Source organism: Rheinheimera sp. MM224, from assembly GCF_947090785.1.
In the GTDB taxonomy this organism is placed as follows: Bacteria; Pseudomonadota; Gammaproteobacteria; order Enterobacterales; family Alteromonadaceae; genus Pararheinheimera.
On record NZ_OX352320.1, the window covers coordinates 4,365,308 to 4,387,360 of the forward strand.

General features: G+C 47.4%; 25 protein-coding genes and 1 riboswitch. All 25 genes read right to left on the bottom strand.

Translation table 11 applies throughout. From position 1 onward, the window contains the following. Window positions 1-7 precede the first annotated feature (7 nt). The 25 genes from OM978_RS20285 to flgG all read right to left on the bottom strand — a co-directional run bounded on the left by OM978_RS20285 (window position 8) and on the right by flgG (window position 22,050). On the bottom strand, window positions 8-841 hold the full coding sequence (locus tag OM978_RS20285; protein WP_264344236.1) for an OmpA family protein: 834 nt from the start codon (window positions 839-841) through the stop codon (window positions 8-10). 194 nt (window positions 842-1,035) lie between these two features. Further along, window positions 1,036-1,124, bottom strand: a riboswitch (cyclic di-GMP riboswitch). 331 nt (window positions 1,125-1,455) lie between these two features. Further along, complete coding sequence (locus OM978_RS20290; RefSeq protein WP_264344237.1) at window positions 1,456-3,528, bottom strand: flagellar biosynthesis protein FlhA; 2,073 nt, start codon at window positions 3,526-3,528, stop codon at window positions 1,456-1,458. After that, window positions 3,525-4,679 (bottom strand): flagellar biosynthesis protein FlhB, encoded by a 1,155-nt coding sequence (gene flhB, locus OM978_RS20295; RefSeq protein WP_264344238.1) that lies wholly within the window; start codon window positions 4,677-4,679, stop codon window positions 3,525-3,527. The genes OM978_RS20290 and flhB overlap by 4 nt, the downstream gene beginning before the upstream one ends. 14 nt (window positions 4,680-4,693) lie before the next feature. Continuing rightward, on the bottom strand, window positions 4,694-5,470 hold the full coding sequence (fliR, locus tag OM978_RS20300) for a flagellar biosynthetic protein FliR (RefSeq protein WP_264344239.1): 777 nt from the start codon (window positions 5,468-5,470) through the stop codon (window positions 4,694-4,696). A gap of 8 nt (window positions 5,471-5,478) precedes the next feature. Further along, on the bottom strand, window positions 5,479-5,748 hold the full coding sequence (locus OM978_RS20305) for a flagellar biosynthetic protein FliQ (protein WP_233009049.1): 270 nt from the start codon (window positions 5,746-5,748) through the stop codon (window positions 5,479-5,481). Further along, entirely contained in the window at window positions 5,745-6,482 is a 738-nt protein-coding gene (gene fliP / locus OM978_RS20310) for a flagellar type III secretion system pore protein FliP (RefSeq protein WP_264344240.1), read from the bottom strand. The genes OM978_RS20305 and fliP overlap by 4 nt, the downstream gene beginning before the upstream one ends. Then, complete coding sequence (locus tag OM978_RS20315; protein WP_233009047.1) at window positions 6,475-6,831, bottom strand: FliM/FliN family flagellar motor switch protein; 357 nt, start codon at window positions 6,829-6,831, stop codon at window positions 6,475-6,477. The genes fliP and OM978_RS20315 overlap by 8 nt, the downstream gene beginning before the upstream one ends. Then, on the bottom strand, window positions 6,831-7,664 hold the full coding sequence (locus tag OM978_RS20320; protein ID WP_264344241.1) for a FliM/FliN family flagellar motor switch protein: 834 nt from the start codon (window positions 7,662-7,664) through the stop codon (window positions 6,831-6,833). Before OM978_RS20320 ends, OM978_RS20315 begins: the two co-directional genes overlap by 1 nt. Before the next feature lie 51 nt (window positions 7,665-7,715). After that, window positions 7,716-8,144, bottom strand: coding sequence for a PilZ domain-containing protein (locus OM978_RS20325; protein WP_264344242.1), 429 nt, complete (start codon window positions 8,142-8,144; stop codon window positions 7,716-7,718). A 1-nt stretch (window position 8,145) separates the two neighbouring features. After that, window positions 8,146-9,135, bottom strand: coding sequence for a flagellar motor protein MotB (locus OM978_RS20330; RefSeq protein WP_264344243.1), 990 nt, complete (start codon window positions 9,133-9,135; stop codon window positions 8,146-8,148). Continuing rightward, window positions 9,135-9,992: a flagellar motor stator protein MotA gene (gene motA / locus OM978_RS20335; protein ID WP_264344244.1), complete on the bottom strand. Its 858-nt coding sequence runs from the start codon at window positions 9,990-9,992 to the stop codon at window positions 9,135-9,137. The genes OM978_RS20330 and motA overlap by 1 nt, the downstream gene beginning before the upstream one ends. A gap of 18 nt (window positions 9,993-10,010) precedes the next feature. After that, on the bottom strand, window positions 10,011-10,730 hold the full coding sequence (locus OM978_RS20340) for a FliA/WhiG family RNA polymerase sigma factor (RefSeq protein ID WP_264344245.1): 720 nt from the start codon (window positions 10,728-10,730) through the stop codon (window positions 10,011-10,013). Window positions 10,731-10,738: 8 nt separating this feature from the next. Then, window positions 10,739-11,170, bottom strand: coding sequence for a flagellar basal body-associated protein FliL (gene fliL / locus OM978_RS20345; protein WP_264344246.1), 432 nt, complete (start codon window positions 11,168-11,170; stop codon window positions 10,739-10,741). A 24-nt stretch (window positions 11,171-11,194) separates the two neighbouring features. After that, window positions 11,195-12,433: a flagellar hook-length control protein FliK gene (locus tag OM978_RS20350; RefSeq protein WP_264344247.1), complete on the bottom strand. Its 1,239-nt coding sequence runs from the start codon at window positions 12,431-12,433 to the stop codon at window positions 11,195-11,197. Continuing rightward, complete coding sequence (locus OM978_RS20355) at window positions 12,433-12,807, bottom strand: hypothetical protein (protein WP_264344248.1); 375 nt, start codon at window positions 12,805-12,807, stop codon at window positions 12,433-12,435. Before OM978_RS20355 ends, OM978_RS20350 begins: the two co-directional genes overlap by 1 nt. Window positions 12,808-12,989: 182 nt before the next feature. After that, a complete protein-coding gene (gene fliS / locus OM978_RS20360) occupies window positions 12,990-13,379 on the bottom strand; it encodes a flagellar export chaperone FliS (RefSeq protein ID WP_264344249.1) in 390 nt (129 codons plus the stop codon). Between the two features lie 11 nt (window positions 13,380-13,390). Further along, entirely contained in the window at window positions 13,391-14,677 is a 1,287-nt protein-coding gene (gene fliD / locus OM978_RS20365) for a flagellar filament capping protein FliD (RefSeq protein ID WP_264344250.1), read from the bottom strand. A 92-nt stretch (window positions 14,678-14,769) separates the two neighbouring features. Further along, entirely contained in the window at window positions 14,770-15,606 is an 837-nt protein-coding gene (locus OM978_RS20370; protein WP_233009036.1) for a flagellin, read from the bottom strand. Window positions 15,607-15,760: 154 nt separating this feature from the next. Continuing rightward, window positions 15,761-16,774, bottom strand: coding sequence for a hypothetical protein (locus OM978_RS20375; protein ID WP_264344251.1), 1,014 nt, complete (start codon window positions 16,772-16,774; stop codon window positions 15,761-15,763). 15 nt (window positions 16,775-16,789) lie between these two features. Continuing rightward, window positions 16,790-17,686: a flagellar hook-associated protein FlgL gene (flgL, locus tag OM978_RS20380; protein WP_264344252.1), complete on the bottom strand. Its 897-nt coding sequence runs from the start codon at window positions 17,684-17,686 to the stop codon at window positions 16,790-16,792. Between the two features lie 10 nt (window positions 17,687-17,696). Continuing rightward, window positions 17,697-19,031 carry a flagellar hook-associated protein FlgK gene (gene flgK, locus OM978_RS20385; RefSeq protein WP_264344253.1) on the bottom strand — a complete coding sequence of 445 codons (1,335 nt, stop codon included), beginning with the start codon at window positions 19,029-19,031 and terminating at the stop codon, window positions 17,697-17,699. Continuing rightward, window positions 19,028-19,468 (bottom strand): rod-binding protein, encoded by a 441-nt coding sequence (locus OM978_RS20390; protein ID WP_264344254.1) that lies wholly within the window; start codon window positions 19,466-19,468, stop codon window positions 19,028-19,030. The genes flgK and OM978_RS20390 overlap by 4 nt, the downstream gene beginning before the upstream one ends. Further along, on the bottom strand, window positions 19,468-20,571 hold the full coding sequence (locus OM978_RS20395; RefSeq protein ID WP_264344255.1) for a flagellar basal body P-ring protein FlgI: 1,104 nt from the start codon (window positions 20,569-20,571) through the stop codon (window positions 19,468-19,470). Before OM978_RS20395 ends, OM978_RS20390 begins: the two co-directional genes overlap by 1 nt. 11 nt (window positions 20,572-20,582) lie before the next feature. Then, window positions 20,583-21,254, bottom strand: coding sequence for a flagellar basal body L-ring protein FlgH (gene flgH, locus OM978_RS20400; RefSeq protein WP_264344256.1), 672 nt, complete (start codon window positions 21,252-21,254; stop codon window positions 20,583-20,585). 10 nt (window positions 21,255-21,264) lie between these two features. After that, complete coding sequence (gene flgG, locus OM978_RS20405) at window positions 21,265-22,050, bottom strand: flagellar basal-body rod protein FlgG (protein WP_264344257.1); 786 nt, start codon at window positions 22,048-22,050, stop codon at window positions 21,265-21,267. Window positions 22,051-22,053 lie beyond the last annotated feature (3 nt).

Sequence of the window (22,053 nt, forward strand, 5' to 3'; positions counted from 1 at the left end):
TTGTCTTTCAGCTTTGAGTACGGATCAAACGGACCAGTACTCTCCTGTTGTGCGATTGTGTTTTGCTGCCAGCAGCCGGATATCTGTTGCCATGAGCACGGATTTCCAGTTTGTTTTTGCTAACGCCAAATTCAATTAAATGTGACGCGACTTCATCAGCGCGTTCTTCGGACATTACTCTGTTGGCGATGCTGGTACCCATGTCGTCGGTATATCCGTCTATCAATACTTTTTTTACCGCTTTATCTTGCTTGATATAAAGCGCCAGAGTTTTCAGGAAAGCAGCATCATCGGCTGAAGGCTGGCGTTCATTCACCGGATAAAACAACTGGAATTCGCGGGCCTGGGCCCAGGACAAAGGCAATAAAGCGTCAATACAGCTTTGGAATTGTGCGAGGGCTGAAGCGGATTTGATATTAGGAACTGTCAGGGTGATTTCCTGATCGGGCATATCCAGCATCAGTTGTAGCCAATAGCCTTGCTGTAATTGCTGCATTACAACGGGCACCTGCTCAATAAAGCGGGCTACTTTGGCATTAATAAAAGTGGGGGAAAATTGCACAGCAGGGGCGACTTGCTCTGGCTGCCAGCCAGCAGTGACGACATGGCCTTGCACATCCTGTAATTCCAGATGAGCCGCATGCATGGTCAGTTGCATTTCAATAGCACGGGCTGGCTCTTTGCTAAAAGCCAGAGTACCCATAGCGCCCAAATCCTGCGCCATCCGGCACTGAAACTGATCACCACTGATACGCCACTGTGATTGATCCATAGCAGGCATGTACTGCGGGGCAGTAGCTACAGCCGATGTTAGCCAAAGACCTAACAAAGAAATAATCACAGGTTCATCCTTTTAAACCGCATAACCGCAATCGACAAAAACGCCAACCACAAACAGTATTAAAAGGCAAAAAAAGCAGACAGGTATACAGCCAAATCCTGGACGGATCTGTGTTGTATCCACCTGAACAGGCGAAACCAAGGTCTGACCAAAACTGATCAACCTTCAGGTTCACCTTTTGGGTGACCGCTTGCTAATGCAACCCCGCTATCATAGATCCTTGCGGATCCTTAGACCGGAGGCTTTGCGTCCTGACCTTTAAGCCAGTTTGCCTTTTAATTTCTAAGCTTGTTAGAAAAATGAGGTTCAGAACAAAAATGAACTCTCACTTAATACTCTACAATAAACAAAAAAAACTGGCTGCAAGCTTTATTTTTATGATCTTCAATCGTTTAGTCAAAAAATATACACTGACTTGCTGCAGATGTTCATTTCAAAATGAACTAAAAAAACATTTACAGTTCAATAACATAGATATGTTAACCATAGTACATGACCTTTTGGTGACAAAATCAGACCTTAGTCTGAATTCAGGCTGAATTGCGTTCAGCAACTGATTTTCAGCGACGAACGGATCAACACCAGATCCTTTTTTGTGGTTATTTGGTCGCCTTTTAACCCAAAGTTCCTAATACATTGACCCGAATTTGCTCTGGAATTTCGTTATAAGACAACACAACCAGAGATCCCTGAGTAAAGGTACGGGCATAACGCGCTAATAATGGCCTTAGTTGTGGTAAAACTACCAATACCGGCTGATAGCCCTGTCGCTGCATTTGTTCTTTCACCTGAGGCATAGCACGCTGGAACTGACTCAATAAATTCGGTGCAACAGGAAAACTATCCAAAGCTACTTTACCGGCCTGCATCGCCTGATTTAATGCACTTTGTAAAGTTTGCTCCAGCTTTTCATCCAGGCTATAAGCCGCTAATTCTTCGCGCTCTCCCAGCACTTGTTTCACCAATACCCGTTGCAAAGCACAGCGCACATCGCTGGTCAGTAAGATTGGATCTTTGGTCACCTCGGCACTGTCGACCAAGGCTGTGGCTATAGTCACCACATCCCCTAAACTGACCTGCTCTTTCAGTAACAAGCGATAGACTTTTAACTGCAGATTAGGGGTCAGTGCTTTTTCCAAACTCTCAGCCAGAGTCGGCGCTACAACAGACAGGCGTTTATTAAATTGCTTAATATCTTCAAACAAAAACAAATCGGCCAGATTTTCTTTAATCACTTTGCCGACATGAGTGGCGATAACTGTGGCTGCGTCCACCACTGAATACCCTAAGTTTAAAGCTTTGGCTTTTTGCTCTGGTTCAATCCAGACCGCTTCTAAGCCATAAGCAGGATCGACTGTCAGCTCACCATCCATCTGACCGTAAATATCACCAGTGTTCAGTGCCAGCAGCTTTTGTGGCTGCAATTTACCCGACACCAGCGGCACTCCGGCCAGCTTGATGCGGTACTCCTGCGGATTCTGCTTTAAGCTGTCACGTACCCGCACTTCAGGCAGTAAAAATCCGGACTGTTCAGACAAGGTTTTGCGCACCCCTCTTAAGGTTTGTAGCAAAGTTTCGCCTTGCTCTTTATCGGCCAGATACACCAGACGGAAGCCCAGTTCCACCGAAATACGGTCGATAAAAGGCAAATCATCCCAGACTAAAGCAGCGGGTTCCTGACTAATTTTTTCAGTCAGCGCTTCCACTTCGGTATAGCTGCGACCATCAGCTTTTTGCTGCAAACGCCAGGCGGCAAAATACAAAGGAGCGGCGAAAATTAGGAAGGCGGCGGTTGGCATACCAGGCACTAAACCCAGTACTGTCATAATCAAGGCGGCAGTTAGCAGAACCCGGGGAGAAGCCAGCAACTGACGGCCCACTTCGTCCGACATTTCACCTTCGTCATTCATCCGGGTAACAATAATAGCAGCGGCAACAGACATCAGTAGTGAAGGTACCTGAGCCACTAAACCATCACCTATGGTCAATAAGGCAAAACGCTGGAAAGACTCACCTAAACCCAGACCATGCATAAAGACACCTATGGCCACACCACCCAACAGGTTAATCACTAGTATGACTAAACCCGCTATCGCATCACCACGGACAAACTTAGAAGCACCATCCATAGAACCATAAAAGTCGGCTTCTTTGGCTATGGTTTGACGGCGTTCTTTGGCTTGCTCTGGCGCTATTAAACCGGCATTTAAATCAGCGTCTATCGCCATTTGTTTACCCGGCATTGCATCGAGGGTAAAACGGGCTGCGACTTCAGAAATACGTTCACCACCTTTGGTGATTACAACAAAGTTGATGATCATCAAAATGATAAAGACCACCATACCTACTACATAGTTACCGCCTATCACCACTTCACCAAAAGACTGGATCACATTACCAGCCACATGAGTGCCCTCATGGCCGTGCAATAACACCACCCGGGTAGACGCCACGTTCAGCGTCAGACGCATTAAGGTCGCCACCAGCAAAACGGTCGGAAATACAGAGAAATCCAGCGGTTTTTGGCTGGACACAGCCACCAGCAGTACGATGATCGACAACACTATATTAAAAGTGAATAACGCATCCAGCAGCCAGGCCGGTAAAGGCAACACCACCATGGCCAGAATGGCCAGCAATAACACAGGAATTGCGGTGTAAGGTTGAGTTAAAGAACGCCAGTTCACAATGTACTTCCTCGCTCATTGGCCTGTTTCTGCAGGCTGGACGGAATAAAAATATCGGGAATAGGAGCAGGTTTTTGACCCCGCCCCTGTTTATAAGCTTTCAGTTGCATTACATAAGTCAGTACATAAGCCACAGCTGTGTAGAGGCCTTTAGGTACTTCCTGATCAACACGGGTAGAGAAATAAATAGCCCGGGCCAACGGAGGTAATTCAATCACTTCCAGCTGATGAGTCGCTGCCAGTTCACGAATACGCAGCGCCATCTGATCGACCCCTTTGGCCACCACATAAGGGGCTTTGGCTTTTTGCTCTGAGTACTTCAACGCCACAGCGTAATGAGTCGGGTTGGTAATAATCACATCGGCCGTTGGTACTCTGTCTTCAATACGTCTGTTGGCAATCTGGTACTGGATCTGCCGGATGCGGCCTTTAATTTCCGGATTACCATCTGTTGATTTGCGTTCGTCTTTCACTTCCTGCTTGGTCATTTTCAGCTTGCTGGCTACTTTAAATTGCTGAAAAGGCACGTCGATAGCAGCCACTATTAACAGCACCAGCGCCAGCATCATCAGGCTGAAGGACAATACTTCCAGCCCGTCTTTAGCCGCTGTAGCTAAATCCATCCGCTGTAAAAATAATAAACGGGTCGCCAGATGACTCATCAGGCCCCATAAGCAAAAACCCAATAACAACACTTTTAAAATTGACTTGGCCAGCTCGACCAGACTGTCACTGCCAAACATCCGGCCTAAACCGGCAATAGGATCCATATTGCTGAATTTGGGCCCCAGTAATTTACCGGAAAAAACAGCACCGCCGGGCAGCATGCCCGCTACCCAACTGGCAATAAACAAAGTCAATAAAAATGGCATACTGGCGCCAAGCATCGCCAACAATGCATCAGCCAAAGCCCCCGTCATTAAATCACCTTGTTTTAACGAGTCTTTATCCAGTTGCCAGCTGCTTTGCACTAACTGATAAAACAGCTGCATAAACATGTCGGCAAACCACAATAAAGACGCACTGCCGAGCAACAGCAATAACGCAGTATTGAGCTCTTTTGAGCGGGCAACCTGACCTTCTTCGCGCGACTTTCTAAGCCGCTGCTCTGTGGGTTGTTCGGTTTTGTTTTGACCGGTATTTTCTGACATAACGGCTTAGCCCCTCAGCTCATCACCAGTTGCATCACGCCCAGCACATGCTCAGCGACAACAGAAAAGTGATTGCCCATCTGGCTTAAGGTGAGAAATACACAGACAAACCCCAACAGCAGCGTCATTGGAAAGCCTAAAGAAAACACGTTCATACTTGGAGCGGAGCGGCTGGCGATACCAAAAGTTAAGTTCACCAGCAGCATGGCAATAATGGCAGGCAAGGCCACTAACAAAGCAGCACCAAACATCCAGCCAAATAAATTCACCAGCAGCATGAGATCCAGCTGATACAAACTGGCGCCTACTGGCCACAAACTAAAACTGTCGACCATAATTTGCAGGCTGATCAGATGGCCGTTTAAGGCAAAAAATAGCAAGGCTGTCATGACCCAAAATAACTGACTCAACACCGACACAGCATCACCGCTGGCAGGGTCATTCATCATGGCCGCAGATAAACCCATCTGCATTGAAATCATCAAACCCACTAAGGCCAATATTTCAAATAACATCCGTACTGCACCGGCCATAATGACAGCAAAAATCACCTGCTCCAGTGTCACTACTGCACCTTCCAGTGAAAACGGATCTATGGCTTTCACCTCTATAGAAGGTGCCAGCAAAAAGCTTAAAAACAGCGCCAGAATAATGCGGGCTCTTGGCACCACAGCCGGGTTATCAAACACAGGTAAAGCCCAGAAAAATGCGGCTAACCTGACAAAAGGCCACCATAAGGTGCCAAACCACACCATCAGCTGATCTGTTGTCAGGCTTAATAACGAGCTCATTCAGCTGTTCATCCCAACATAGCCGGGATCATCTGGCTTAAATTGGCAAACCAGTCGAGTAACTTCTGGATCAGCCAATGTCCGGCGAACACCACCATCAACAGCGTCAGCAACATACGGGGCAAAAAGGTCAGAGTTTGCTCCTGAATAGAGGTTGCCGCCTGAAACACAGCCACCAAAATACCCAGCACCAGACCAGGTACTATCAGCACCAGTAAAATTTCGATAATAGTAAAAATGGCGTCGCTAATCAGCTGTGTCGCCATACCCGGATTCATGGAGCGGCTCCGAAGGTTGCAGCCAGGGTACCGGCGACCATAGACCAGCCATCAGCCAACACAAAAATCATCAACTTAAAGGGCAAGCTGATAATCAGCGGAGACAACATCATCATACCCATAGACATCAGCACGCTGGCGACCACCAGATCGATGATTAAAAACGGAATAAACAACATAAAGCCAATTTGAAAAGCTGTGGTCAGCTCGCTCAGCACAAAAGCCGGTAACAACACATCAAAGGTTAAATCTGCCGCTGATTTGGTGATAGGCTCGTTGGCAATTTTTAATACCTGATGCAGTTCGTTTTCGCGGATTTGCGCCAGCATAAATTGCCGTACCGGCTGTTCAGCCCGTGCTATTGCCTGTTCCAGTGTCATGCTTTGCGCCTGATAAGGCTTAAAGGCATTCTGGTAAATATCCTGCCAGACAGGTTTCATAATCAGCAGGCTGAGCATCAATGCTATGCCTATCAGTATCCGGTTGGGTGGGCTTTGGGCCAAACCCAGCGCCTGACGCAAAATCGCCAGCACTATAATAATGCGGGTAAAAGAGGTCATCATCAGCACTATGCCGGGGATCAGACTCAATATCGTCATTAACAGCAAAATTTGCAGTTTGACGCTGTAATCCTGCCCTGTTGCACTGTCGGTAACAGACAACAACGTCAGATCCTGAGCTGATAACCCCAGTGGCAACAGCAGTGCGGCGAGAACCAGTAAGACCTTAGGCATGACGGGTTGGGCTATTTTGAGTGGACACAAACTTCAGGCCGTATTTACCATTCACCATCACCACTTCGGCTTTCGCAAATAATACGCCGTTCACTTTTACATCCAAAGGTTCGCCAATAGGCTTATCCAATGGCAATACATCACCGGCTTCAGCGCCACTTAGCTCACCTAATGTGACTTCTGTGCTGGACACTTCTAAAGTCACAGTCAGAGGTACATCACGGAACATATCCATACCCATAGCGCCAAGCGGTTTATCGGTTTTGTCTTCACCAAATAACTCGCCCATATCCAACATAGTGATGTCATCCATCATGCTGTCTGTATTGCTTTGCACTTCGCTCATCATCATTTCTCCTGTTTTTGAGTCACTTGGAACATTAAAACCTGGCCCTCTTCGGCCACAGTGCCGTGAAACAGCACCTGTTTACCCAATTGAAATCGCATAGAACTAAAGAGCTCAATGGCCAATAGTTCTCCCTGTAACCAGTCTTGCAACTGCTTGACCGTGACTTGCTTACGCGCCATTTCGACAGTGCAGCGCACCGGAACCTGCTGCCAGTCCAAAGACAAAGGGCCACCCAGAGGATCAACTGCGCTGAATAGTTCATCGCTTTCCTGCAATAACAGCTCAATCGGCAGCCATAAGAACCAGCTAACGGCTTCTTTCTCCAGAATCAAACGCACTTTCAGCGGCAAATAACTAAAAGCATCCAACTGCAGCTTTTGCTTATACAAATGCGCTGTCAGCGGTAAATGCTGGTTAAACAGCAGTTGCATCAGGGCCTGTGCCTGCTTTTGTAATAAACGACAACAAATGCGGTTTTCAGAGCTGCTGAATTCCACTTTTTCCTGAATTTGTGTTTTGTCGGTCAGTTGTCCACCCAGACATAAATCGGCCATGTTATGCACGGCCTGATGGTCAATCGACATATAACAAAGCCGGTCTTTATCCAGAGGTAATGCAGCGTCCAGCAATAAAATACCTGGCTCTGACAACCAGTTATCCAAACCCACACCACTGCATAAATTGAGGTCCAGATCAAAAACCACATCGGTTAGCATCCGACCCAATTCGGCCTGCAAAGCTTTACTCAAATCAGCCAGACGGCTTTTGCACCTTTGGCTGGCCGCTTCAAAACTACGTTGCTGTCGGGTTAAGGCATAGGGCGTCGCGGCCATTGCCAAATCCCCGCTTAACAACTTCTGTTGTGTATCTGTAAGAATCATCCGCTACCCTAAATTCTGCTGCTGGTTGACTTCAACCAGTCGAAAGTTATCCTGCTTCAATACAAAAGCCCGTCGTCTGAGTTTGCGTAATAACTTCAGCCGCACTGAATTGTCTTTGCCTTGCCACTCCAGACCTAAAAACTCCAGCTTGTCGTTAATGGTTTTGCGATAACAGACTTTGGCTTTGACTCTGGTCTGTTTGTCATACAACACCCAAAACTGATCCGGCACATTGTCTTTCAGTGGAGCCAGCACTCCGGCGCCGCCCATGCTCATGTCTTTCACTACGGCGCTGCCAATGTCGCTGCCAAACCAGCCCAGACCTTTTAATTTCACGGCTATGCCCTTGGTCTGGGTTTGCAGAGACTGCTGTGGGTCATAAAAATACCAACGATAATAATTGCGGCCTGGTTGTTGGCGTAAATACGGCATATCAATCCTGATAACTGCTGCGTAACACAGGCTGATTCTGACGTGCAGCATCAGAGGCCTTATTCAGCTCGTTTTGTTTGTTGTCGCTGGAGAACATGTCTTTTAACTGCTGCTCAGCTTTGCTCGTTAGGATCAGAATCTCGATACGGCGGTTTTCACTGGCACCTGGCTGGGCTCTGTTAAGCAACATAGTTTCTGCAAAAGCACTGACCTGAGCCACACGCTGCACTGGCATACCACCAGCTGCTAATACCTGCCGCGCTTGTAAGGCCCTGTCACCGGATAATTCCCAGTTACTGTATTGGCTGCTATTAAAGGCGGTACCATCGGTATGACCCGAAATTAATAGCCTGTTGTGGATACGCGAAAACACCGGCGCCAGCTTTAATAACAAGTCTTCAAAATACGGCGTCATTTCCACCTGACCACGCTGAAACATCTGGCGGTTTTCACTGTCGCGGATAATAACGCGCAAGCCTGCCGGCATAGCTTCAATCACCAGATTGGCTTCGGCTTGATTTACCTCTGCAAAATTCTGAAAGGCCTGAGCCAACAAGCTTAGATCCGGTGGCGAGTCGTATTGGCCACTGATCAGTGAATTGAGTTTTTCGCCCACCCCAGCTGAAGGTTCTTTTTTACCTTCAGGTATTTGTAAATGTGCCGACATACCAGCGACAAAACTTTGCTGAGGTTCATGCACAGAAACAGCCATCTCGATAGGCGAAGGTGTGCCGCCTAAATCCACCGGATATGGGCTGTTCATCGCATCAAAAGGATGGCTATTGCCGCCTAAAATCGACTGAGTGCGCATATAAGACGCCACTTTCGTGCGCTCTTTGACTGTAGAGACTTCTAAAATCCACAACACCATAAAAAACGCCATCATCGCCAGCGTAAAGTCAGCAAAAGCGACTTTCCAGGCGCCGTTGCTTTTACGACTTGCTTTGGCGCGGCTGACGCGCCTGATGATTACAGGAACTGAATCGTTCATCAGGCCGCCTTGTTATTGATCCAGTCTTCCATTTCTGTGAAAGACGGTTTCAAATCTTCAGTGATAAGCTTTCTGCCAGAATCTGTGGCAACCACAGCCACATGACCTTTGGCATGAGCTACCAGCACAGCACGCACACATTCAAAAACGCCTATTTGTTTTTTAACGTAGGCTTCCATCGCCGAACTTAAAGGTTCAAACAGGCAATAACAGGCAAAAATACCGATAAAAGTACCGACCAGAGCGGCGGCCACGTGGTAACCAATTTCACTTAAAGGGCCGTCCAGATGCTGCATGGTGATAATAATGCCGCCCACTGCGGCCAAAATACCAAAACCAGGCATGGCTTCGGCTATACCGTGCAAAGCAGTAGAGGGTTTCAGCTTTTGCTGCTCTATCGTCTGAATTTCCTGCTCCAGCAGAGCGTCTAAATCATAAGCGCTGATTTTGCCCATACTGAGTAAACGTACGTTATCGCAAACAAAGACCAGCAATTCAGGGTTTTCCAGCACTGCAGGGTAAGAAATAAAAATAGAGCTGGTTTGCGGGTTTTCGACATGATCTTCCAGTTCCCGAAAACCTTTGCTACGAATGGTCTCCAGCAACTGGTACATCAGCATCAGCAATTCTTTGTACAGCTGACTTTGATCCTGCTGTTTTACAAACTGCGCCTTGATCTGGCCCAGCATTTCTTTCAGCACGTAACTGCTGTTACCTATGATCAACGCGCCAACACCAGCACCTAAAATAATAACAAACTCAGCAGGTTGCCACAGCATAGCGACATTACCACCAGCCATCATAAAGCCACCTACTACAGCAGCCAGCACAACCAGAAAACCTATTAGTCTTTGCATTGTATTTGTTCCGTCCTTTTACCACTGAGCCAGTTTTTTATTCAGTAAATCAATAGCATGCTTATGTAACTGGCAGACTCTGGATTCAGTCAGCTCCAGCACCAGCGCAATTTCCTTCATATTCAGCTCATGGCTGTAATACAGATGCAGCAGCAATCTGCAGCGCTCCGGCAACGACGCCATGACTTTTTTTAACGATAGTTTCAGCTCAAGACCCGACAGACTGGTTTCACCTAACTGTTCGTGTTGTTGCTGCTCTAATAACTGATCCAGACTTTCCATCGACTCGGCCTGAGTCAGGTACATCAACTCAGATAACTGAGCTGCATCAATATTCAGATGTTTACCTAATTCATCATGGCTCGGCACCCTGCCTAAAGTTTTGGTTAACTCCCGGCCTGCATCCCTAAACTGGTGTGCTTGCTGACGCAGTTGGCGCGGCCGCCAATCGGCACGGCGAAACTCATCGAGCATGGCGCCACGAATACGTTTAAAGGCGTAGGCCTCAAAAAACTCGTCCGGCGCTCTGCCATAACGTCGCAAAGCCGACAACAACCCAAGCAAACCTATTTGTTGTAAATCGTCTGAATCCACCACTGAACCCAATAACGAGCGCAGATGGCCGGCAGCTCTTTTCACCAGAAAGCTGTAGTGGCTCAGCAGGCTGTTTTCATTGCTGACAGCCGCAGAGGATGAATGCGATGTTTCAGTATCTGACCAGAGATTTTCTGCCAGCATGGTGATACCTACTGAATAAAAATGTTAGTGATCAGCACGTTATCCAGCTGATCTTCGAACTTGTTGTCTGCAAGAGTCTGGTTAAAACGGCCAAGCAACAGCTTTTGCACTTCTTCAATTTGTTGCATCGCCAGCTTCACTTCCAGGTGACTGCTTTTGGCAAAATGCTCCACCATAGCGTTGCGTAATAAAGGCGTCGCTTCTTTTAATGCGGCGACTGTGTCTGGTTTATGAGTCACTAACGTCAGCTCAAGCACCAAATACCGCGAATTTGGGTCACTGTTAACGCTCATCACGAACTTTTCCATCGGGAAAAATAGCGGTTTTACACTGATTTCCTGCACAGCAGTTTTGTTCTGATCCGCTTGCCACCAATAAAAGCCCGCGGTGCCCAAAGCCCCAACCAATAAAACTCCAAGTAACACCACCATCTTATTCATTGGCTCTTTTTCCTTTTGTCCGTTTTATACCAGTTGATTTACTAAATTCAGTCTGTTGCTTTGGCTTGATTCAGTTGCTGTCATTTCAGCTTCTGAATGGAAATTTGAATCGGTCTGCTGTGCATGTTGTTGCCCAAATTTTTGCTGCTGTTGCTGCGATGAACTCTCTGAACCCATGCGCAGTTCAATCTGCACATCTGCACCTAGTTTTTGCTGCAAACTGGCTCTTAGTTGCTCAAGCCCCTGTCCCATAGCCTCACGCAACTGCGCATTGCTGCTGTGCATCTGTACCGTCAGGCGGTCACCATCCAACTGCACTGACAACTCAATGCTGCCCAAAGAAGGTGGGTCGAGCCGGATCATGGCCTTGTTAACGTTTAAACCCAGCTGCAGATCCACTTTGTCAGACAGCATCTGCACCAAACGCTGCCCCCAATGCTGGCTTTGCGCCGGTAATGGGTCGGCTTGCCAGACAGGCAAAGCAGACACTGCCGCGCCAGGAGCTGAAGCGACAGCACCAGTTGGGGCTAGCATCTCCGTCATTGCCGTGGCCTGATACAAAGCAGAGGTTTTATTGTGGTTTGTATTCAACAGGCTGTTTTGGCTGAGATTAAATACCCCGGCACTGACTGCTGTATGTTGGGTGTTCTGTTGTGATGGCTTCAGTGCAGACCAAAGATCCTGTGATTCGGTCAGAGCCTGTGGTAATGCGGCCTGAACTGCAGCATCAGAGGCCGCCTGTTGCGACACTATCAAAGGTACAGAAAGAGCCGAAGACTGCTGTGGTTGGAGAAGTCCGGCCGCTGGTAAAGGGCTCTGGCCGGAAACAGCACCAGCAGATGAAGATAAAGCCGATAAAGAAAGCGGAAGCCATTCTGCTGATGATTCTGTTTGTGCACTTATCAACTCGTCACTGTGCAAAGGCAAGGCTGGCAGCTTGGTAAACACAGACTCAGATCCAACCAATAAAGAGAGCGAGGCCATAGTTTGTACTGAGCTTTCGTTCAGGCTTTGGTTCAGACTTTGGCTCAGGCTTTGCACTTGCCCCTGATCAATCAGCTCTGCTGCCATACCATCAGATAACTGCTGCATGTCGTTATCCAACTGACTCAGTGCGGTTTCCATACCTGCCAACAAAGCTGCTAAATCCTCTGAATAAGACTGCTGCTGACCTTCAGAATAATCCGTCAGCGCAGACTGGCCTCCGATGCCGCCCTGAGGCAATACAACCGGAGTTAACAAAGCAAATACCGGCATTGTCATCAGCTTTTCATCTCCATCAGTGCTTCAGTCGTCAGTTGGTAAGCCACCACAGCAGTTTTATTGTCCTGAAAACGTTGCATCTTTTGCTCTAACATCTGCTGCTGACGTTTAGCCAGTTGCAGCAGAGCCTGATAACGTTGTTTAACCAGCTGTAATTCAACTTTTAACTCGTGATGTTCCGCACCTTGTTTGATCTGTTGCACCAAAGTGCTGATTTGACGATCGCAGTCCTGTACCTGCAGCCACTTACCCGCAACCATAGCTTGTTGCATCTGCAACAACAGTTGTTGGATCTGCATCAGGGCAGGGTTGGACTTCGCTACATACACAGACATCAGGTTCACCAATTTACGAATCACCAACTGATTCAGCAAAAAGCACGCCACAAAATATCTATATGATTTATAAGGAATTAATAAGAATTCAATCAAGAGGGAGGAAGTAAAACTTCCGCAGGGCGGAACCGGATTAAAAAATAGTTCCTCTTTAAAAACAAAATTGGGGTCAGAATAAAATTAATTGTCTGGCAACTAATTTTACTCTGACCCCAATGTGATTAAGCCTTATTCAGTAAACCTTGCCAGCCTTCTTGCAGATTGGTCATGACTTCCCGTACATGCTCAAGCTCAGCGACATTGTTTTTCATACTGGCGCGCAAAATACTGTGGCCACAGTGCTGATATAAATTGTGCATATTGGCTGCCACTTCGCCGCCTTTATCCTGATCCAATGAGGCATCCAGACCACCGAGGATTTTTAATAACTTCTCTACACCAGCGGCTTTTTTATCAAATCTTTTGGCCTGAATATGACCTTCAACCCGGGCCAGCTCATCCAAAAAGCCATCAAATAACATCAGTACCAGACTATGTATATCAGCCCCTGAGGCTTTTACATTAACGCTGGTATTCTGGTAGGCCTGATAGCCCTGAGCAAAATCTAACATAAGCTAACCTCTTAAAACTGCGACATTGAGCTTTCCAGCTGCGCCATAGTCACCTGCATTTGAGTGAACTGAGACAAATAGCGTTTGTACACCTGATCCATGGAATAATCATGCCGCTTTTGTTTTTCAGTCACCATATCCAGACTGGCTTGTAAAGTTTGTTGTTTATCTTTCATCAGGCCTGATCGCTTAGTAAAAGGCTCTAACGAGGCTTGTAAACCGCTGAATAACCCTGAATTACCTACCAACATATCTTCAACTTTGGTTGGGCTCTCCGACAAGGCTTTTTCCAGCTTTTTACTATCGACTGATAAAACGCCATTCCGGTCAAACTCAATGCCAACGCTACTTAAAGTGCTGCCTTCATAAAGTTTTTGAAAAGACTGACGCATCTGGCTGCTGATGCTACGCGCCATAGTGTCTGAGTTTAAACTGGAGTCTGAACTGATTTGTTTGACCAGAGCATTGTAACCGTCGACAAACTTTTTCAGTTTTTCTTCCACGGCTTTTGGATCTTGTTCCACTTTAATTTGTACCGGCTGATCGGTGCCCAACTGAGCTTTTTTCAGATCAATAGTGACGCCTGCTATCACATCTTCCAGTTTATTGCTGGCCGAAGTCACAGTAATAGCATTTTGAGCGCCCACTTTTACTATCGCATCCTGTGCTGCTTTTAGCTGGGTAGCACCAGCAACGGCAGCACCGATATCAGCGCCGGAGGTATCAGCACCAGGCACAAAATTCATGCTGATGGCATTGGCCGCACCTGATTCTTTGCTGGTCAATACCAGATAAGACTGAGCGCCACTGCGCACTACAGTGGCTTGCACACCGCTGTTGTCTTCTGATTTGTTAATCGCATTTGCAAGGTCAGTTAAGCCGGAGCCGGGATTTAAGCTGGATAAATCGACGGAAAAAGACTCGCCTGCCACTGTCAATTGAAACTGGCCGTTAGCTGGTAACGTATCAGTGCTGTTAAAGGCCATCGACATCTGATGACTTTGGGCTATCTGCTGCACAAAAATTTCATAATCGCCTGCAACAGCATCACCGCCCACTGACACACCTAACACTGAATCCAGATTAGTTGTGGCCGTGTTGGATAATAATTCTTTGTCTTTGGTAAAGCTTTTTAGCAGGTCCTGCATACTGCTCAGCGATGTTTCCAGCTTTTTGTAAGAAGAAAGCAAAGTGGAGAACCGGTTCTGCTGCGCTTTTAACACGTTATCTTTGCCAGAGCGCTCAATTTGAGTGTACTGCTGAGCCAGATAGGCGGGATCTATACTGGAGAATGCCATAACGCTTTCCTGCTAAATTCAATTCGGGAAAAACCCCACTAAGCCGAAACTGAGTGGGGCGCGGTTAGAGCTATCCTTAGCTCCGGGCTCGATTAACGTAACAGCTGGCTTACCATCTGAGTGGTACTGTTGGCTGTGCTCAGTACAGAAATACCTGAGTTCAGTAACAGTTGCTGTTTAGTCATGTTAGAAGTTTCTTTTGCGAAATCAGCATCCATCAGCTGGTCACGGGCAGTGCCAGTGTTTTCAGTCATGTTAGACAAGTTGTTGATGGTGTGATCCAGACGGTTCATGCTGGCACCCAGCTTAGAACGGGCAGCACCAACGTTAGTCAGTAAACCATCTAATGTAGTGATAGCAGCAGAAGAAGTTGCCTGGTCAGTTAAAGCGCCTGGAGTACCAACAGCAGTAGTTAAAGCAGTCAGTTCTGCAGTAATGTCTACAGCTAAAGTTTCTGCAGTTGATGCGCCGATCTGGAACGTAACAGCAGCAGAGAACTTGCCACCAGCACCTAACAGGTTAGTACCTGAACCGAAAGAGGTGTTGCCCAGAATGTTAGTTAATTCAGCAGCCAGAGCAGTGTATTCACCACCTAATGCAGTGTATTCAGTTGCAGAGTTAGTACCGTTGGCGCCCTGAGTCGCCAATTCTTTCATACGAAAGACAATGTTGGTCATCTCATCAAAAGCGCCTTCAGCTGTTTGCAGCATAGAGTTGGCGTTGTTGGCGTTGCTAATGGCAGTTTCCTGCCCCACTAACTGTGCACTCAGACGGCTGGCAATTTGTAAACCAGCAGCATCGTCTTTTGCTGAGTTGATACGGAAACCTGTACCTAAACGTTCTAAAGCTACAGACAAACCATCGTTAGTACGGTTTAACTGGTTACGGATTGTGGTTGCAGCTGCGTTTGATTGAATTGATAAAGCCATTTGAGTTTGCTCCTATGCATGTTGCTCAAAACTATAAAGCGACGCCTCAAAGCAGGAACTGAAATTTTTTTAAAATAATTTTCAAACGGCTCAGAAAAAAACGGCGCTGAACCGTCACCAGTGCAGCGCCAAACTACAGGAAAGACTCTTGATATCAATCAGATAATGCGAATTCAACTAAACTACGGGTCACATTACCTTGCGCCATAATGGCAGATAAAGACGAAGCTGCACCTTGCTGCATTTGTACTTTCAGCTCCTGACTCACAGCAGAAACCTGCTGCTCACTTTGCTGACTGTCTGCCATACGCAATGCGTTCAATTTGGCCACCAGCACCTGACGTTCAGACTGCACTTGCCGTATCATTTGCTGCAGCTTTTGCTGCACCTGATTCAGTTCTGCCTGATAGGCCTGCTGATTTTCCATCTGCTGCGCTTGTTGTGCCAGTACACTCAGCTGCCCTTCAGGCTTTTGTAACCGCAACTGCACCGGATTGCCGGCAGCTATACGGATACCTTCGCCGTGCATTTGCCAGGGTTGACTCAATACATGACTCTGACCTGCTGCGGCGCTAAAAACCAGTGCAGCACCTTGCTGTTTTACATCAATCTGATGTTTGGCGAACTCTTGTTGCATCATCGTAAGAGCCGCATCGGCCGACTGCCCTGCCGGGAAACTCAATTGAATTTTTTTCCCATCGGACAAGCCAATAGTCACTAACTCAGGTTGCTTACGTGGGCTTAATAAATCAATTTTACTGTTCAGTTGCCATTGGCTTGGACCAGCGGGCTGACTGCTTAACTGTAAAGCTGGGGTCAGAGCAGTATTTTTATGCTTTAACTGGGTTTCCAGCTGCTGCAATTGCTGGCTGATTTGCTGTTTCTGCCCAGCAGATTGCGGCAGCTCCAGTTGCTTTTTAAGTTGCTCAAGCTGCTGATACAACTGGCGGATTTGTTGTTCGGCCTGCTGATTTTTTGCTAACTGGCGTGACACATCAGCGCTGACACTCCAGCGGCTTAGGGTCTCCAGCTGTTGTTGCAAGGATCCATTGCGACTGGTACCAGCTTTTGTCGGTTCTGATTCGACAGCCTGACTTTTAGCAGCTTTGCTCGCTGAATTCAGCGATGCAGTGCTACTGGTCAGTTGTTTCAGGCTATCGATTAGCATGGTTCAAATTCCAACTTAAATTTTATTAAACAAGCTCAGCTGTGACACTGAACTGTACACTTTTAAGGTAGATTCATAAGACGCCAACGCATTGTTCATCTCAATATAAGCGGAAGGGTAATGCACAGCTGTTAAGTCATCCCGCAGGTTTTCAGTAAACAAAGCGATGTCGGTATTGGTAAATTCCAGCGACTCGAGTGAACTGACAATGCCACCTATTTTAGTGATAGCAGCTGTGGTATCGCCCAGTACAGTGCTCAGCTTGTCCAGCATAGCCCGCGACTCATTTCCAGCGCCACCAGTAGGAGGAGTCTGCATCAAAGCCACATAATCCTGTAAATCATTCAGGAAAGTCGCACCTGGTGCTAAATCGCTGCCGACTATGTTGGCATCAACCAGGGTATTGGATGACACCGCAACTTTACGCACCAAGGCATCGCCCTGATAAATGTATTGGCCAGTGGCATCTTTCACAAAAGGCTGCTGATCAATTTCACTACCCGCAAAAAGATAGTTGCCATCGCCGTCTTTGGCATTTAATAAATCTGCGATACCCGGCATTAAAACCGCCAGTTCGTTGGCCATGGCTTTAAGCTCGTCTTCACCATAAGACGCATCTGCTGCGGCTGTGACTAAAGACTGAACGGACAACAGTAAGTTATTAATGCTGCTTAACTGAGTTTCCTGCTGACTTAAGGTATAAGTCACCAGTTCCATATTTTTACCGTATTGCTCCAGCGAGGTCAGCTCAGAATCCAGCCGTAACACCAATACGCTGCCCAGCGGGTCGTCCGAAGGTTTGGTGATACGCTGATTGGTTGCCATCTGCACCGACAGCTGGCTGTATTTCTGACTGCTGGTCTGAATGTTCCGTATCGCTGTGTCATGGTACTGGCTGCTGCTTATACGCATTTTATTATCCTCAGAACATCATCATCAGGGTGTCAAACATTTGCCCGGCTGTACTAATAACCTTGGCATTGGCGTCATACAACTGCTGGTAATACAGTAAATTGGCCGCTTCTTCATCACGATTAACACCACTGATACTTTCACGAGAGGCCACTGCTTTATCATTCAGTACTTGTGAGGTTTTGACACTGGCCTGCACCTGTTTACTCTGAATAGCCAGCTTACCGATCAGGCCGTCATAACCTGTAGCTACACCTTTCATCGAGTCGATGACATTCACCAGATTGCTGTTATCACCTTTACCACCAGCCGGGATCCAGCCCCCCATGCCATCATCAACCCGGCCACGGAAAGCAAGCTCGTCCTGCGTCAAATCCGGATTCAGCAAAATAGAACCTAATGGATCAGCCGGATTAAAAGTGAATAACGGCTGACCCACGTTGCCATTTAAATCAAAACCTTCTGCCAGCGCATCATTGACCCGAGTGGCAATATTGGTGACTAAGTTATTTAATTCAGTGCGGGCCGGGTCCAGTACTTCAGATTTAACCCGCAACAAGCCACCCAAACTACCCCCGGCCGACCCTGAAATCGAAAACTGCTGAGTATTAAAAGTTGAGGTCACTTCAGTGCCAGCCACAGACAAAACAGCTGCCTTGCCAGACATCACCAGCGGTGCACCATTTAATGCGGAAATAGTCATGCTGCCATTATCTTCCTGCATGACTTCAACCTGCATATAAGCAGATAATCTGTTAATCGCCTGTTCGCGTGTATCCAACAAAGTGGACGCATCCCGACCCAAAGCCACTTCTTTGCTGATACTCTGATTTAAATCCGCCAATTCCTGCAGCACTGAATTGACGTTTTCAGTCACAGCGTCCAGTTCGAATTCAAGTTTACGCACCTGACCTGTTAAAGCACCGTCCAGTTGCTGCAGATCCTGCACCATCGCATTAGCAGAAGAAATCACCTGCTGACGATAAGCCGGTGATTCAGGTGCAGATAAAGCGGCGTTAAAAGCTGCGTTCAAATCAGCCACAGCATCATTCAGGTTTAATGAATCAGTACCTAATACTTCTTCCAGATAACCCAGATAATCCTGATAACTTTCGTAATAATTTAAGTCGGACTGAGTCCGCCAGATATCAGCATTCAGAAAGTTATCCACCACTCGTTCAAACTTGGTGACTTTCACTCCGTTCAGCTGACCATCATTGGTTTGCAGTACCACAGTCTGGCGGCTATAACCTTTTACCGCAGCGTTTGATACGTTCTGGCTGACGGCATGTAATCCGGCATTGGCGGCGTTAAGTCCTGAGACTCCATTCGATAACATACTCATTCAGTAGGCTCACTCTGACGTACTGGTACCTGGAGCGGTTGAGTTAAAGCCGCGGCACCATAATCCTGATACATAGACTCAGCGACAGCTTTGGCCTCTGGCTTAAATTTATTTTCAGAATTTTCCGTTGCAGGCGAAAATTGCTGCACTATGTGCTCAGCCAAACCGGTTTTGCTGTTGCTGGCCATAGACTGAGCCATCTGACTGTCGTACATATCACGGAACATCACTTGCTGATCGCTGCTGAACATGCCTTCATCGCCGGTCAGCGCATCGCTGGCAGAACGCATATTTTTCAGCACCATTTGCAAAAATAAGGTCTCAAACTGTTCTGCTACCTGCTGCAAAGACTCGCTCTCCGACTGGTTTTTACTGATCTGTTGGCTAAATTGGGGGTCAAAGGCCAGGTTCTGGCTCATCGCATCTATTTTCATCATCAGATCACCACCACATCTGCATCCAGAGCACCGGCTTTATCCAGCGCTAATAAAATAGACATCAGCTCTGTGGGAGTTGCTCCAAGGCTGTTCACTGCCTGAACTATAGTGTCGAGCGAGGTGCCTTCAGGCCACACCATCATATTGGCGTTTTGTTGAGTGACATCAACACTGCTATTTTGCAACGGCAGGGTTTCGCCCTGACTAAATGGCAAAGGCTGACTTGCCCCTTCCTGCTCACTGATGGTGATAGTTAAACTGCCATGACTGACTGCCGCACGTTTCACCCGTACTTCGTCGCTAATCACCACAGTACCTGTTCTGCTATTGAACACCACACGTGGCCGCTGCGAACCTTCTTCTACTGTTAAGTCCTGCAACATCGCCATAAAAGTGGTGCGGTTGTCGGCATCCCGTGGGGCGCTGATCACTAATTTTGACCAGTTTTCTGCCCGCGCTACTTTAGGACCAAACATCTCGTTAACTGCAGTCACCACGTTGCGGGCTGTTTTGTAATTTGGTTTTTTCAGGTTCAGCACTAAGTCGCCGTCCTGCTGCAGGTTTTCGATACTGCGCTCAATAATAGCACCGCCAGGAATAATGCCGGCTGTAGGAACGTTGACTGTCACCGAAGAGCCGTTTAAGCCTTCAGCTTTAATGCCACCCACTACTAAGTTACCTTGCGCCAGCGCATAAACTTTGCCATCCACACCCCGTAAAGGCGTTAACATCAAACTGCCGCCATGCAAACTCTTGGCATCGCCCAAAGACATAATAGTCACATCTATGGCCTGGCCCGGGCTAGCCATAGGTGGCAAGGTGGCCTGCACTGCCACAGCAGCGACGTTTTTAGATTTAGGTAAAGAAGCTTCATCCAGCTGCACACCAAATTGCTTCAACATATTGTTCAGCGACTGAGCCGCAAATTTGATCTGGGCTTTGTCACCAGAGCCGGGTAAACCTACCACTAGACCGTAACCGACCAGTTGGTTGTCCCGCACGCCCTGAATATCAACAATATCCAATAATGGGCGTGTGGCTGCCTGAGTCTGTTGACTCAGCAGCACCAAAATTACAGGGAGGATCAAACAAAACAAACGCATAAAGTCACCCGTTAAAATAAATTCAGGTAAGAAGAAAACAGCTTGGTGATCCAGCCAGGTTCAGCCGCATCGGCCATACTGCCTTTACCGGCATAGGTAATACGCGCATCAGCAATACGCTGTGAAGAAATACGGTTGGTGACGTCAATATCATCTGGCCTGACTATGCCTTGCAGACGAATATACTCATCACCCTGATTCAGTTTGATCCACTTCTCGCCACGAATGGTTAAAGAGCCGTTTGGTAATACTTCGGTGACCCGTACAGTGATAGCGCCACGCAAAAAATTCTGCTGACTGGCACTGCTTTCGCCTTCGTAATTCTGACCATTACGCAGTTGCATGGCTAAATCCGATACGTTGGCATTACCAAGTAAAGGCACACCCATATTAATATCAGTGCTGCGATCAATAGCGCTATCGGCACTTTTACTGGACTGAGTCCGCTCGTTCAGCTCCACCGTCAGAATGTCACCTACTCTGTAGGCTCTTTTGTCTTCAAATAAAGTGAACATATAAGAGTCAGCATACAAGCTGCCTTCACTGGCAGGTTCTGCCTGCTGGCTGACCATAGGATTTGCAGCGCCACGTTCCCAATCGGCATCATCCGCCAGAGGACTGTCAGGTTTAGAGCTGCAGGCCGTCAGGCTGAACAACACAAACACCAGGAGAAAACGTAGCATAGTCAATTCCTTACATGCTTTGGCTGATGAAGTTCAGCATATCGTCAGCCGCAGTCACCACTTTGGCGTTCATTTCATAAGCCCGCTGTACTGCAATCATATTGACCATTTCATCTACGACGCTGACGTTAGAACCTTCCAGCGTGTATTGCTGCAACTTACCCAGAGCTTCTTCACCTGGTATACCTTCAACCGCTTCACCTGAAGCGGCAGTGGCGCGATACAAATTACCGCCCAGCACTTCCAGGCCTGCCGGATTAACAAAGTTGGCCGTTAAAATCTGCCCCAGATCCACTAACTCGTCCTGACCCGCAACTTTTGCCGTGATAGTGCCGTCTGTACCTATAGTGACCTTGGTCGCATCAGGTGGGATCACTATGTTTTGCGCTAGTGGCAAACCATTACCATTGGTAATTAAACCATCTGAGTTCAGATGAAACTGGCCGTTGCGGGAATACAGCAATTCGCCATCTGTGTTTTCAATCTGAAAAAAGCCCTGACCATCAATGGCTACATCCATTTGGTTGCCTGTAGTCTCAGCACTGCCATCGGTAAAGATTTTCTGAGTGCCATTGACGCGCACACCAGTACCCACCTGAATACCGGACGGCACCTGGTTCAATTCATCTGCTTGAGTACCTGGCTGGCGTTGCACCTGATAAAACAGGTCTTCGAACACTACCCGGTCTTTTTTAAAACCGACTGTATTGACGTTGGCCAGATTGTTGGAAATGGTGGTCATGCGCATATCCTGCGCTGCTAAACCTGTTTTACTGACCCATAAAGCTGAATTCATGAT